Genomic DNA, 13,219 nt, shown 5'->3' with positions numbered 1-13,219 from the left:
TTGTGGTGAAGCCGTTTAAGTTCGGATCTGTTTGGGGCAACGGAGTCACTTATAGGGCCCGTTTCATGGGCCACGAATAAAGCCTATTCGGCGCCTGTATGGGCTGTCTAATCGCAATTAATGACCGGCTGATCGAAAGCCTCTATCACGAATTAAAAGTCATGATAATCAATGGTTTGAGTTGAATTGCTGTTGCTGATTGCGGGCGGTTTTTTCGTTGATAGAGTGCATTGATCAATCAGTTGCAAATAGCGATTGGACGCAACTTTTAATTGCTCTTAGTCTTGCCGCCAACAACTCCTTAACGGTCGTTTGTGGCCGCGAATTACAACTAAGACCTATAGGTCGCAAGCGTCGACAGAGGCTGTGATGTCAGATCAAGTATTGGTGGATGGCTTTGCTCGACGGGTCGACTATTTACGTATGTCGGTGACCGATCGTTGCGATTTTCGTTGCGTGTATTGCATGGCCGAGGACATGCAGTTTCTGCCGCGCCAACGCATCCTGACCCTGGAAGAGCTGTACCAGCTGGCGCAGCGTTTCGTCGCCCTGGGTACGCGCAAGATCCGCCTCACCGGTGGCGAGCCGCTGATCCGTCCCGGGGTGGTGCAACTGTGCGAGCGCATCGGGCAATTGCCGGGGCTGCGGGAGCTGTGCATGACCACCAATGGCTCGCAACTGGGCAAGCTGGCAGCGCCGCTGTTCGAGGCCGGGGTCAAGCGCCTGAACATCAGCCTCGACAGCCTGGACCCGAAGCTGTTTCGCCAACTGACCCGCACCGGAGACCTGGCCCAGGTCATCGCCGGCATCGATGCGGCCAACGCTGCGGGTTTTGCGCGCACCAAGCTCAACTGCGTGGTGATGAAAGGGCGCAACGACCAGGAGATCAACGAACTGGTGGCGTTCGCCATCGACCGCAGCCTGGACCTCTCGTTTATCGAGGAGATGCCCCTGGGCAGCATCAGCGAGCACAGCCGCAGCGATGCGTTCTTTTCCAGCGCCCAGGTCCGTGAGCGGATCGCCGAGCGCTACACCCTGATGGAGTCCGCCGAGTCGACCCAGGGGCCGTCGCGCTACTGGCGCCTGGCCGAGGCGCCGCAGATCCGCCTGGGCTTCATCTCGCCCCACAGCCACAACTTCTGCGGCACCTGCAACCGCGTACGGCTGACAGTGGAAGGGCGCTTGCTGCTGTGCCTGGGCAACGAACACTCGGTGGACCTCAAGGCCGTGCTGCGCGCCCATCCCGGCGACGCCGAGCGCCTGCAGCGGGCCATTGTCGAGGCGATGAAGCTCAAGCCCTATCGCCACCATTTCGAGCTCAACGACGAGGTCCAGGTGGTGCGTTTCATGAACATGACCGGCGGCTGATCGGTCCGCCATCTCCGCCTTCTTTGCTTTACAGGCCGTGCCCCGATGATCGTCAGATCCAAACCCAACCTGATCAGCGTGCTGATCTCCCTCAAGGGCTCGATTGCCAAGCGCATCGCCCTGCGCAGTCTGCTGGTGACCCTGCTGGCCTCGGCCATCGTGCTGATCGAAACCCTGCACCCGGCATACTTTTCCAAGGTCAACGCCACGCCCTTCACCTTGCTCGGCCTGTCGCTGTCGATCTTCATGAGCTTTCGCAACAACGCCTGTTACGACCGCTGGTACGAAGGGCGCAAGGCCCTGGGCGCGGTGCTCACCGAGGTGCGCTCGCTGATCCGCGAAACCCAGGTGCTCGGCGATGCCCAGGCCCGCAGCAGCATCCTGCGGGACCTGTGCGGTTTCGCCCACGCCCTCAAGGCCCGGCTGCGCCAGGAAGACGAGCTCAGCGCGGCAGGCACCTGGCTCAGCCATTGGCCGGCGGCCCGGACGCCGAACCTGCCGGACAGCATCCTGCGCCAGGTGTCGCGCCAGTGCTCGGCCCTGGCGACTTCGGGCGTGATCAGCGAGTGGCGCTACCTGCTGATCGCCAATCTGCTGTCCGGGATCACCGCCGCGCAAACCACCTGCGAGCGGATCAAGGGCACGCCGCTGCCGTTCCCCTACACCTTGCTGCTGCACCGCACCAGCTACATGTTCTGCATCCTCTTGCCCTTTGCCATGGCCGAGCCCCTGGGCTGGCTGACGCCGATCTTCACCGCCATCGTCAGTTACACCTTCTTTGGCCTGGACGCCATTGGCGACGAGCTGGAAGACCCCTTTGGCCACGACGAGAACGACCTGCCGATGGACGCCCTGGTGCGCACCCTCGAACGCGAGATTCTCGACGCCCTGGGGGCCACTGAACTGCCGCCGGCCCTGGTGCCGGTGGACTATGTCCTGAGCTGATCCACTGTCTTTATCCGAGGTTGCACATGAACGAACTCACTCACCTGGACGCCCAGGGCCGGGCCAGCATGGTGGATGTCACCTGCAAGGCCGCAACCGAGCGCGAAGCCCAGGCCCAGGCCTGGGTGCGCATGCTCCCGGCGACCCTGCAACTGATCCAGGACAACGGCCATCCCAAGGGCGACGTGTTCGCCGTGGCGCGCATCGCCGGGATCATGGCGGCGAAGAAGACCCACGAACTGATTCCCCTGTGTCATCCGCTGCTGCTCAGCGGCATCCGCGTCGAACTGCAAGCGCTGCCGCCGGACCGGGTACGGATCACCACCTGCTGCCGGCTCAACGGCGCCACCGGGGTCGAGCTGGAAGCCATGACCGCCGCCAGCGTGGCGGCGCTGACGATCTACGACATGTGCAAGGCGGTGGACCGGAGCATGGTCATCGAGGGCCTGCAACTGCTGAAGAAGCAGGGCGGCAAATCAGGGCTGTTCATCGCTGGAGAAACGCAATGATTCTGGTCAATTACTTTGCCCGCTACCGCGAACAGCTGGGCAGCGGCGGCGAGAAACTGCCCCTGGACGCCGACCTGCACACCGTCGATGACGTGCGCCAGTTGCTGATGGCCCGGGGTGAAACCTGGGCCACGGTGCTGGGGGAAAGCAGCCTGATGTGCGCGCTGAACCAGGACCTGTGCAAGCTCGATGCGGTCATCGAGGACTTCGATGAAATCGCCTTCTTTCCTCAAGTGACCGGGGGCTGAGGCATGAGCGTTCAGGTGCAGACCCAGGCCTTCAACCTTGATCAACTCAGCGTCGGCCTGCAGGCCGGCGATAGCCGTGTCGGCGCGGTGGTGACCTTTGTCGGTTATGTGCGCGACCTCAACCTGGGGGAGGCGGTACAGAGCTTGTACCTGGAACACTACCCGGGCATGACCGAGCGCTCGCTGCAGGGCATCGTGCAACAGGCCCGGGAGCGTTGGCCGCTGAACCGGGTGAGCCTGGTGCATCGGGTAGGGTTGCTGCAGGTGGGCGAGCCCATCGTCTTTGTCGGCGTGGCCAGTGCCCACCGGCAAGCCGCCTTCGAGGCCTGCGCCTTCATCATGGATTACCTCAAGACCCGCGCCCCGTTCTGGAAGCGCGAAGTCACCCCCGGCGGCGAACGCTGGATCGACGGACGCGAGAGCGACCGGCGGGCTGCCGAACGTTGGGTTGCAGAACGTTGAGCGGGAGAACGTTGAGCTTATGCCGGTGAGTGAGGCTTGAGGGAAGGTGGGGAACAACGCCGGATGCCTGTCATCCGGCGTTGTGCATTTACACCGGGCTGTAGATCCGCGGGGCGTTGCGGTGGGGCACGTGAATCAGGTTCAGGTGGTGCTTGTTGGCCCATTGCACGGTCAGCGCGGTAGGCGCGGAAAGGCTGACCAGGGTGCCGAGGCGGGCGCGCACGGCCTTGTGGATCAACTCCAGGCTGCAGCGGCTGGTGACCACGGTGAACCCCTGGCGGCCATCGATCCCGGCGTTCAGCAGGGCGCCGATCAGCTTGTCCAGGGCGTTGTGGCGGCCGATGTCTTCCTGGCACAGGCGCACTTCACCCTGTTCATCGACGTACAGCGCCGCGTGCAGGGCGCCGCTGCTGCGGGCCATGTGCTGGGCCTGTTCGATGCGCTCGCGCAGGCCCTGCAGATGCTCGGCGGGGGGCAGCGATGAAGGTTCGAGGCTCTGCAGTTGCGGCAGCGCCTGTTCCAGGGCTTCCACGCCGCATAACCCGCAGCCGCTGGTTCCGGCCATTTGCCGGCGATGGTCCTTGAGGGCCCAGAAGGCTCGGCTGGAAATCTGCACATCGGCCTGGCAGGCCTGGGGAAAGTGGCTCAGGCGGATGTCGTAGATTTCGCTGAGGTCGCTGACGATGTCGTTGGTGATGCTGAAGCCGCGAATGAAATCCTCCAGGTTGCCGGGAGACACCATCATCACCGCCTGGCTCAGGCCGTTGTAGGTGATGGCCAGGGCAATCTCCGCGGCCAGCGGCGCCTCGGCCACCCCGCCCTCGGGGCTGTATTCGCGATAGGTCACGCGCTGCGGCGCGGGCGCCGGAGCATTGGCCTCGGGCTGTTGCTCCGTTTGTTCGATACGGCAAACCATGACGACACCTCAATACAGTCGATTCACTCCGGGGCACGCTGGCTCCGGGGGCGTTCATTCGCCCTTGATGGCAAAGAGTTTCCTGGCTTCGGCAAAGCACTTTTCGGCAATCGCCGAGCGCGGCTCGGTCTTGCGCATCACCAGGCCCAGGGGCGCCAGCACGCTGGCATCCGGCAGCTGGATAAAGGCCAGGTTGTCGATGGGCGAATCCAGGCCGCTGTCCAACGGCATGATCGAGCAGCAGAAGCCTTCGTGAATGGCCTGGAACAGCTGGTAGGTGGAATCGCTCTCCAGGATCGGCGTCGGGTTGAGGCCACGGCTGCGAAAGCTCAGGTCGATGGACTTGCGATAGTGCATGCCGGTGCTGAGCATCCCCAGGGGCAGCTCGGCGGCGTCCTCCCAGCTCATCTCGCTGCCTTCGAAATGAAAGTGCCGGGTGTCATAGAGCAGGCCGACCCGGGTCTCGCCGATCTCGAAGAAGTCCAGGTAGTTGGGGTTGACGTGGTCCAGGTAGCAGACCCCCAGGTCCAGCTGGTTGTTGCCTATGTCCTCGATGATCCGGTCGGAGCTGGCGGACGACAGGCTGAACTTGAGTTCGGGAAAGCTCGCCGACAGCTTCTGTACATAGCTGATGGGGTTGAAGCCGCTCAGCGGCACCAGGCCCAGGCGCAGGTTGCCCACCAATTGCCCGCGACAAGCAGCGGCTTCGGCGAACAGCCCGTCATGGGCCGCCAGCAGGGTCTTGGCCCAGGCCAGCACCCGTTCACCGGCCTCGGTGAAGCCTTCGAAGCGCTGGCCCCGGGTCACCAGGATCAGGTCCAGTTCGTCCTCCAGGTTGCGCAGGCGCATGGACAGGGTCGGCTGGGTGATGTGGCAGCGCGCGGCGGCCTGGCCGAAGTGTCGGGTCTGTTCCAGGGCGATGAGAAACTTGAGTTGCTTGATGTCCACAATGGCACCTGTGGTGAGGAAATCGGAGTCAGTAGTAACGCAGGTGTCCGGTCTGTGGAAAGACGTTCAGTCTTCCCGAGCCAGACCCTCGGGGCACACCTTCGGCGTTCAGGCCAAGGGCCCGGAGTCTGTTTCAGACAGTAGTTCAGGGGTGTTGAAATTGCTCAGTCGCGGGTCGTCCGCGGCGCAGGGCAGGGCGCTCAGTCCATGGGGCGCCAGGGCCCGCAGCAGGCTGCGTTCACCCAGGTTCCAGGCTTGGCGCAAGCTCGCTGCCAGCGCCGTGGGAATCAGGCTGAACATAGGTTGCCAGTACCCGGCCTGCTGCACCATCAGCGGATGAGGGGCGTGCGCTGCGCGGGCATCCAGCAGGGCCTGGATCAGCGCGCTGTCGATCCGCGGCGCGTCGCAGGCCAGCACCAGCAGCCAGGGATGCCGGGCCACTGCCAGGCCTGCCAGCACGCCCGCCAGAGGGCCGGGAAAGTCCTCCTGCTCATCCGCCACCAAACGATCGGCATAGGGCCGGTACTGCTCGGCGTTGCGGTTGCAGGAAATGATCAGGTCATCGCTGAAGGGCCGCACCACCTTCTGCACATGGGCAATCAGCGGCTGGCCGTGCCAGGTCACCAGGCCCTTGTCCTGGCCGCCCATGCGCGAGCCGCGGCCACCGGCCAGCAGCAGGATCGAGCAGGGCAGGGAACAGGCGGGTGCAGGCTGGATCGGGGTCATGGCGGGACGCATATCAGGTCGGTGGCGCAAACGATGGCATTGTCCTTCGGGCACGTCCAATCGGAAGTGTTGAATGGCCGATTGATGGGCTTTATCAACCGCCACGCCAAACCGCGGTTGACGATAGAGCGCCTCGATAATCCGGTCAGCCAGAACGATTAGACAGCCGCGGTTTCGGGCCTTTAGCCTGCATCCATGGTTTTTATCTTGCCGGTCGGAGAATGACATGAGCGTGAAGTCGGATGCGTTGTTTGTACCCTTGAACATGGCCGTGCTGACGGTCAGCGATACCCGGGAATACGCCACGGACACCTCCGGGCAACTGCTGGTCAGTCGCCTGCTGGAAGCCGGCCACACCCTGAGCGAACGCAACCTGCTCAAGGACGATCTGTACAAGATCCGCGCCCAGGTGGCGGCCTGGATCGCCGACGAGCGCATCCAGGTGGTGTTGATCACCGGCGGCACCGGCTTCACCGGCCGCGACAGCACCCCCGAAGCCGTGAGTTGCCTGCTGGACAAGCATATCGACGGTTTTGGCGAGCTGTTCCGCGCCATCTCGATCCTCGATATCGGCACCTCCACGGTACAGAGCCGGGCCCTGGCCGGGCTGGCCAACGGCACCCTGGTGTGTTGCCTGCCGGGCTCCACCGGGGCCTGCCGCACCGCCTGGGAAGGCATCCTCGCCGAGCAGCTGGATGCCCGCCATCGGCCGTGCAATTTCGTGCCGCACCTCAAGCCGGTGCAGGCCTGCGAGTCCCGGGGATGAGCCAGGGCCACTTGATGCCGCTGGAAGAAGCACTGGCCAGCCTGCTGGCCATGGCCGATACCCAACGTCTGACGCAAAGCGAAACCCTGGCCCTGGAGCATGCCCGGCAACGGGTGCTGGCCAGCGATCTGTTGGCGACCCTGGACCTGCCGCCCTGGGCCAACAGCGCCATGGACGGTTATGCCCTCAACCTGCAGCACTGGGACGGCCAGCCACTGGTGGTGTCACAGACGATCTTTGCCGGTCAGCCCGGCGACCCCTTGCAGCCGGGCACCTGTGCGCGGATCTTCACCGGCGCCCCGGTGCCTGCCGGCGCTGACTGCGTGGAGATGCAGGAGAACGTCGAGTTGCTGGAGGATGGCCGGGCGCGCTTCACCCAGGCGCTGAAACCGGGACAGAACATCCGTCCCCAAGGCCAGGAGAACCGGGCCGGTGATGTGCTGTTGCAAGCCGGCAAGCGCCTGGGGCCTTTCGAACTGGCGGTGGCCGCCGCTCAGGGCTGCACCGAGCTGCAAGTGGTGCGCCGTCCGCGAGTGGCGTTGCTGTCCACCGGCGATGAACTGCTGGAACCGGGCATGCCCATGCGCCCGGGTTGCATCTACAACAGCAACCGCACCTTGCTCCGCCACTGGCTCGACAGCCTGGGCTGCGAGGTCATCGACGCCGGGATTCTTCCCGACCAGCCACAGCAGACCCGGTTCAGGCTGGAACAGTTGCAGCACGGCGCGGACCTGATCCTGACCACCGGCGGGGTCTCGGCGGGGGATGCCGACTGCCTGGGCCAGGTGCTGAGGAGCGATGGTCGACCGCTGTTCTGGAAGCTCGCCATCAAACCCGGAAAACCGCTGACGGTGGGCCACTTCGGCCAGGTGCCGGTGATCGGCCTGCCGGGCAATCCGGCCTCGGCCCTGGTGACCTTCGGCCTGCTGGCCCGGGCCTACCTGTTGCGGATTCAGGGAGTGGAGCAGGTTGCGCCCTTGAGTGTGCCGGTCAGCGTGGCCTTCAACTGGCCCAAGGCCGGCAGCCGCCGGGAATACCTGCGGGCGCGCCTGGAAAACGGCCGCGCCGTGCTCTATCCGAACCAGAGCTCGGGGGTATTGCTGGGAGCCTCCTGGGCCGATGGCCTGGTGGAGATCCTTGAAGGCCACACCCTGCAGGTGGGTGACGCGGCGCGTTTCATTCCTTTTAGCGAGTTGTTTTAAATCTTCCAGTGCCGGGCGCTTTTGGCCAGTCGCTGGCGCATTTCGCCCAGGGTCGCGGCCAACTGCCGGGTGAGCAGCCGGTAACCGTCAAGGGGCGAATACACCGGCGCCTCCAGGGCCTTGTCGGCATGGCCTTCCAGGGGTTTGTCCAGGCGCTGGGTGCCCCCCGTTTGCAGGGCCCGGGCCATGCCGATCAACTGCACGCGGATCTGCCGGTGTTCGGCCTTGAGTGCCAGTTGCATCTGCGCCATGGCTTGCCGGTCGCTGGCATCGGGGCGGGTGTTGCCGAGGATCTCCAGGGTGCTGATGCACATCCGCAGATTGCGCTGGATGGCGTCCAGCTCGGTCATGGAAATCCGCACTTCCTTGGACACCGAAGGCATCAGCGAACGCAGTTGCAGCATGGCGGCGTTGACCCGGCCCAGGAGCTTGAGGTGTTCGTCGTCGGTCACCGACTGGCCCTGGATGATCCGTCCGTACAACTGGGCGCAGTCGCGCAGGGCGCTGGCCAGGGTGTAGCGCCAGGAATACACCGCGTACAGCGGAATGGCGAAGGAAAACGCCAGGGCCAGGGCAATGCCGATGAGAATGTCCACCGCGCGCCACAGGCCGTCGCTGATCTGGTTGTCGCCATGGCCGGCGACGATGAACACGGTGATCGCTGCCAGCAGCGCGGTATACCCGCCCTTGCCGATGGCGTGGTAGGAAAAGTAGCCGCACACCGCCGACATGCCCAGGTAGGTCAGCCAGGGATGGCCGAAGTACGCCTGCTGCACCACCAGCACCAGGCCGACCCCGGCGCCCACCAGGGTGCCGATGGCCCGCTCGGCGGCCTTCTTGCCGATGTTGCCGTGGTGCTGCAGGCCGCCGATCACCACTAGCATGGTCACCGACGCCCACTCGCCGTGGGGCAGGTTGAGGCCGGTGGTCAGGAGAATGGTGGCGATCAGGCCGAGGGCGACCCGCACCGCGTGGATCAGGCGGGCGTGACGGTAGCGCCGGTACGGGTCCAGCAGGGGACGCAGCAGGCGCTGCAGCAAGGGCGGCAGGTGGATGCCCCGCAGGTGTTTGAACGGGCCCAGACCGGTTTCTCCAATAGCTGATGAGTGGCTGAATCAGTAGCCGTGACTCGCCGCGTGGCGAGCCCCGGCCAGGCGCTTCAGAAAATGTAGTCGGTGGTCAGGAAGCTGGAGTCGCGATTGCGGATGATGTCGCTGATCAGCTGTTTGTTGCGCTCCTGGAACTTGGTGGCCACCAGGGTGCGGATCGAGAAGGTGCGCAACGCATCATGCACCGACAACGTGCCCTCGGCGGAGTTCTTGCGACCGTTGAAGGGGAAGGTGTCCGGGCCGCGCTGGCACTGGGCGTTGATGTTGATCCGCCCGACCTGGTTGGCGAAGGTGTCCACCAGCCGGCCGATCACTGCCGGGTCGCTGCCGAACAGGCTCAGTTGCTGGCCGAAGTCCGATTCCAGGACGTAGTCGATCACCGTGTCCAGGTCGCGGTAGGGCACGATGGGCACCACCGGGCCGAACTGTTCCTCGTGGTAGACGCGCATCTGCGGGTTCACCGGGTACAGCACCGCCGGGTAGAAGAACGACGCCCGGGACTCGCCGCCATGGGGGTTCACCACCTGGGCGCCGTGGGCCTGGGCATCGGCCACCAGGGCGTGCAGGTAATCGACCTTGGTGTTTTCCGGCAGTGGCGTCAGGGCCACGCCCGGCTCCCAGGGCATGCCCGGCTTGAGGCCTTGCAGCTTGGCGTTGAACTGCTGGATAAAGCGCTCCACCACGCTTTCATGGACGAACAGGATCTTCAGCGCGGTGCAGCGCTGGCCGTTGAACGACAGCGCGCCGGTAACGGCCTCGCTGACTGCGTTGTCCAGGTCGGCATCGGGCAGCACGATTCCCGGGTTCTTCGCGTCCAGGCCCAGGGCCGCGCGCAGGCGGTGCGGCTTGGGGTGGAGTTTCTTCAGGTCGCTGGCGGCCTTGTTGGTGCCGATGAAGGCGAAGATGTCGATCTTGCCGCTGGCCATCAGCGCGCTGACGGTCTCGCGGCCGCTGCCGTAGATGACGTTGATCACCCCGGCCGGGAAGCTGTCGCGGAAGGCTTCGAGCAACGGCCGGATCAGCAGCACGCCGAGCTTGGCCGGCTTGAACACCACGGTGTTGCCCATGATCAGCGCCGGGATCAGGGTGGTGAAGGTTTCGTTCAGCGGGTAGTTGTAGGGGCCCATGCACAGGGCCACGCCCAGGGGCACGCGGCGGATCTGGCCGAGGGTGTCCTGTTCCAGTTCGAAGCGGCTGGAGCGCCGGTCCAGTTCCTTGAGCGCGCCGATGGTGTCGACGATGTAGTCGCAGGTGCGGTCGAACTCCTTTTCCGAGTCCTTGAGGTTCTTGCCGATTTCCCACATCAGCAACTTGACCACTGCTGTGCGCTGTTCGCGCATGCGCGCCAGGAAGGCTTCCACGTGCTGGATGCGCTCAGCCACGCGCATCGTTGGCCAGGCGCCCTGGCCGCGGTCGTAGGCGCGCACGGCGGCGTCCAGGGCGGTGAGGGCGGTATCAGCGTCCAGCAGCGGCGTGCTGCCGAGAATCACTTGCTGGTCGCCGTCGGCGCCGCTCAAGTAGATCGGGCTGCGGACCTGGGCCAGGGGGCCGTTCCAGGTGCGCAGTTCACCGTCTACCAGGTAGTCGCGCTGCTCCACCGGATCGGGCAGGCGATAGGCTTCGGGGATGTCGGCGGCAGCAGGAAACAGGTTGTTGAGGACATTGGCTGTGGTCATGACTCTACCCCGTGTTGGAAATGGCTGCGGCGCGGATGACAGTGGCGCCATCGCTCCAAGGTTTATACGCCTGAATGGCCTGCGGCTTTAGCGCTTTGTGCAGTTGGCACACCCGCGGTCATGGTTCGAGGTTAAACGTTTCAGCTGTCGCCCAGCAACTGCCGGATCAGGGTCGGGGTGCTGCCGGTCCAGCGCTTGAAGGAGCGGCGGAAGTTGGCCGGGTCATTGAAGTTCAGGTACTCGGCCACTGCCTCGTTGCTCCAGCCCTTGATCTGGTACAGGTACAGGGCCACGTGTTTGCGCACCCGATCCACTTGCTGCTGGTAGCCGCTGTGGTGCTTGCTCAGCTTGCGCTTGAGGGTCGCCGGGCTCATTACAAAGGCCTGGGCCGCCTGTTCCAGGCTTGGCGCACTGCGCACATTGGCTTGCAGGTAGCGGTACAGGGCGTCGAGGAAGCTCGTGGAAAACCCCAACTGCCGCAGGTGCTCGGCGGCTTCCTGGCGCGCCACTTGGCCGGCGGTGGCCGAGGTGCCGGGCCAGGGCCGGGTCAGGTATTCCCGAGGAATGCGCATCAGGTCCAGGGGGCGCTGGAACTGGGTCTGTTCCCCCAGGTGCACCCAGTACTGCTCGACGTAGCGCGGCTCGGCATGGCTGAAGCTGCATTCCCAGGGCAGGCGCTGGCCGGCCAGCCACTGACTCATGGCCACCAGCGAAGTCATGCTGGCTTCCAGCAGGAAGCGCCCGTGCTCGCCGGCGCCGCAGCTGTCCAGCCAGTAGCAATAGGCATGCTGCTCATCCAGCACCAGGCGTGGGCTCAGCAGGGGGCTGAGCAGGGCCTGCTGCTGCACCAGGGTGTCCAGGGCCTGATGCAGGTTCTGGGCATGGCGCAAGGCATGGCTGGCGGCGCCGTAGTGCCCGGGCAGCAGGCGCTGGCCAAACAGGAAACTGCTGTCGTCGGCGTCCAGCAGGCGCCGGCTGTTGCCGATCAGCGCCAGGAACTGCTGCGGGCTGAGACGGGTCTGGCCGGCGAGGATGTCCTCGTGGAACAGCCCGGTGCCGCGCAGCAGGCGATGGCTGTCGATGTCCCGCGACAGCGCCAGGTCGATCAGCGCCGCCGGTTGATAGTGCCCGGGGATGAAGCGGGTATCGGCTTCGTACCAGTGGGTCTTCACGGTCATGATGGCGCCTCAGGCGGTTTTCGCCAGGGGCTGCTTGGCTCGGGCCAGGGCCAGATTGAGGCGTTTGAGCAGGACCTCCGGGGTCTCCTCCAGGGCCATCACCACCGCGGTGCTGGCCGCCAGGTGCAGGCGCTCGCCGTGTTGCCGGGTCTTGTGCGCCAGTCCCTGAACCGCCTGTTGCAGTTCCAGGGCCAGCAGTCGCGCCTGGCTCTCGCCGGTGTTGGGCAGCAGCACCACGAAGCGGTCGCCGGCCAGCCGGCACAGCAGGTCCTGGCGTCGCAGGTTGAGCAGCAGCACATGGCTCAGGGCTTGCAGCACCGCATCCCCTTCGGCGTGGCCGTAGTCCTGGTTGATCGCGGCGAAGTGGTCCAGGTCCAGGGCCAGCAGCGACAAGGGCTGCTGTTGGCGGCGACTGTCTTGCAGGCTGGCGGCCAGCTCGCGCTTGAGGTAGTCGGCGCCGGCTAGCGGGGTGAGCTTGTCGAACTGGCGGTGCTCGCGAAACAGCCGTTCCTTCTTTTCCATCTGCGCGCTGATGGCCAGCTGTTCGCGGTGCCAATGGTAGATGCCGATGGTCAGCAGGATCATGCCGATGGGCATCGGCGCCGATTCCAGCCAGTGGTCCCAGGTGATGCTGGGAGGCAGGCGGATGAACTCGTCGAGGCTGTCGATCCACCAGGAAAAGAAAATGCAGCTCAGGCCCAGGGCCAGGTAGTGGGTGACCCGCCCGGCAGGGCGGCTCTTGAGCACCAGCGCGAGCCAGACCAGGGCCAGCAGCGCCGAACCGCCTTCGCCGATGATGTCCAGCCATTGCCACTCGCTGACCGGTTTCAGCGTGCCGCAAGCCAGATGCAACAGCAGCCCGGCGTTGGCCGCCAGCAACAGCGCGGCCAGTTTCCAACGGTGGGGGTTGAGCACGCAGAACATGGCCGCGATCCTTTTGCCGGGAGTGAGAGGGCGCCAGCACAGCAGATGTTTGTGACAGTGCGGTGACGTCGGGAGAAACCGCTGAGAGGTCGAATCAGCTCACGCCGGTGGCGTTTTTTTTGCCGACACAAGCCTCGCTGAATTCGCCTTAGGTGGCGAGGATGCCTGCTCATACTGGCGTGCGCAGCGCACCTAAAGCCTGCCCGCGACTGCTCCAGCCAGCCACCGCAATTGCCCGGCAG

The 13,219-nt window shown here is 64.8% G+C and carries 14 protein-coding genes; 7 read left to right on the top strand and 7 right to left on the bottom strand.

Going from position 1 to position 13,219, the window contains the following annotated elements; all coding sequences use genetic code 11:
* The first annotated feature begins 369 nt into the window (after positions 1 to 369).
* The 5 genes from moaA to moaE are packed head-to-tail and all read left to right on the top strand — an operon-like array spanning position 370 to position 3,532.
* Positions 370 to 1,368 (top strand): GTP 3',8-cyclase MoaA, encoded by a 999-nt coding sequence (moaA, locus tag KHO49_RS18565; RefSeq protein ID WP_102881611.1) that lies wholly within the window; start codon positions 370 to 372, stop codon positions 1,366 to 1,368.
* 45 nt (positions 1,369 to 1,413) lie between these two features.
* On the top strand, positions 1,414 to 2,313 hold the full coding sequence (locus KHO49_RS18560) for a bestrophin family protein (RefSeq protein ID WP_102881610.1): 900 nt from the start codon (positions 1,414 to 1,416) through the stop codon (positions 2,311 to 2,313).
* 26 nt (positions 2,314 to 2,339) lie between these two features.
* The gene (gene moaC / locus KHO49_RS18555; RefSeq protein WP_213665601.1) at positions 2,340 to 2,822 is read left to right on the top strand and encodes a cyclic pyranopterin monophosphate synthase MoaC; all 483 of its coding nucleotides are present in this window, start codon (positions 2,340 to 2,342) and stop codon (positions 2,820 to 2,822) included.
* On the top strand, positions 2,819 to 3,070 hold the full coding sequence (locus KHO49_RS18550; protein ID WP_102864824.1) for a MoaD/ThiS family protein: 252 nt from the start codon (positions 2,819 to 2,821) through the stop codon (positions 3,068 to 3,070). Before moaC ends, KHO49_RS18550 begins: the two co-directional genes overlap by 4 nt.
* 3 nt (positions 3,071 to 3,073) lie before the next feature.
* Complete coding sequence (moaE, locus tag KHO49_RS18545) at positions 3,074 to 3,532, top strand: molybdopterin synthase catalytic subunit MoaE (protein ID WP_213665600.1); 459 nt, start codon at positions 3,074 to 3,076, stop codon at positions 3,530 to 3,532.
* Between the two features lie 88 nt (positions 3,533 to 3,620).
* Here the strand turns inward: moaE and fdhD are convergent, their stop codons facing one another.
* The 3 genes from fdhD to mobA form a co-directional block, all read right to left on the bottom strand.
* Positions 3,621 to 4,448 carry a formate dehydrogenase accessory sulfurtransferase FdhD gene (fdhD, locus tag KHO49_RS18540; RefSeq protein ID WP_213665599.1) on the bottom strand — a complete coding sequence of 276 codons (828 nt, stop codon included), beginning with the start codon at positions 4,446 to 4,448 and terminating at the stop codon, positions 3,621 to 3,623.
* Positions 4,449 to 4,502: 54 nt separating this feature from the next.
* Positions 4,503 to 5,396 carry a LysR family transcriptional regulator gene (locus KHO49_RS18535; RefSeq protein ID WP_102864827.1) on the bottom strand — a complete coding sequence of 298 codons (894 nt, stop codon included), beginning with the start codon at positions 5,394 to 5,396 and terminating at the stop codon, positions 4,503 to 4,505.
* Positions 5,397 to 5,504: 108 nt separating this feature from the next.
* Positions 5,505 to 6,122: a molybdenum cofactor guanylyltransferase MobA gene (gene mobA, locus KHO49_RS18530; protein ID WP_213665984.1), complete on the bottom strand. Its 618-nt coding sequence runs from the start codon at positions 6,120 to 6,122 to the stop codon at positions 5,505 to 5,507.
* A 226-nt stretch (positions 6,123 to 6,348) separates the two neighbouring features.
* Between mobA and moaB the strand changes: the two genes are divergently transcribed.
* Entirely contained in the window at positions 6,349 to 6,888 is a 540-nt protein-coding gene (gene moaB, locus KHO49_RS18525; protein ID WP_102881605.1) for a molybdenum cofactor biosynthesis protein B, read from the top strand.
* Positions 6,885 to 8,090, top strand: coding sequence for a molybdopterin molybdotransferase MoeA (locus tag KHO49_RS18520; protein ID WP_213665598.1), 1,206 nt, complete (start codon positions 6,885 to 6,887; stop codon positions 8,088 to 8,090). Before moaB ends, KHO49_RS18520 begins: the two co-directional genes overlap by 4 nt.
* Here KHO49_RS18520 and KHO49_RS18515 read toward each other — a convergent pair.
* The 4 genes from KHO49_RS18515 to KHO49_RS18500 all read right to left on the bottom strand — a co-directional run bounded on the left by KHO49_RS18515 (position 8,087) and on the right by KHO49_RS18500 (position 12,977).
* Positions 8,087 to 9,127, bottom strand: a complete 1,041-nt coding sequence (locus KHO49_RS18515) for an FUSC family protein (RefSeq protein ID WP_180988475.1) — start codon at positions 9,125 to 9,127, stop codon at positions 8,087 to 8,089. The two genes, KHO49_RS18520 and KHO49_RS18515, sit on opposite strands and share 4 nt — an antisense overlap.
* 122 nt (positions 9,128 to 9,249) lie before the next feature.
* Positions 9,250 to 10,875 carry an NADP-dependent glyceraldehyde-3-phosphate dehydrogenase gene (locus tag KHO49_RS18510; protein WP_123394537.1) on the bottom strand — a complete coding sequence of 542 codons (1,626 nt, stop codon included), beginning with the start codon at positions 10,873 to 10,875 and terminating at the stop codon, positions 9,250 to 9,252.
* 140 nt (positions 10,876 to 11,015) lie between these two features.
* Positions 11,016 to 12,053, bottom strand: a complete 1,038-nt coding sequence (locus KHO49_RS18505) for an AraC family transcriptional regulator (protein ID WP_110596660.1) — start codon at positions 12,051 to 12,053, stop codon at positions 11,016 to 11,018.
* 9 nt (positions 12,054 to 12,062) lie between these two features.
* Complete coding sequence (locus KHO49_RS18500; RefSeq protein ID WP_110596661.1) at positions 12,063 to 12,977, bottom strand: GGDEF domain-containing protein; 915 nt, start codon at positions 12,975 to 12,977, stop codon at positions 12,063 to 12,065.
* Positions 12,978 to 13,219 lie beyond the last annotated feature (242 nt).

The sequence above is a fragment of the Pseudomonas sp. RC4D1 genome (assembly GCF_018390395.1).
Taxonomy (GTDB): Bacteria; Pseudomonadota; Gammaproteobacteria; order Pseudomonadales; family Pseudomonadaceae; genus Aquipseudomonas; species Aquipseudomonas danubii.
This window is presented reverse-complemented; position numbering and strand designations above follow the sequence as displayed.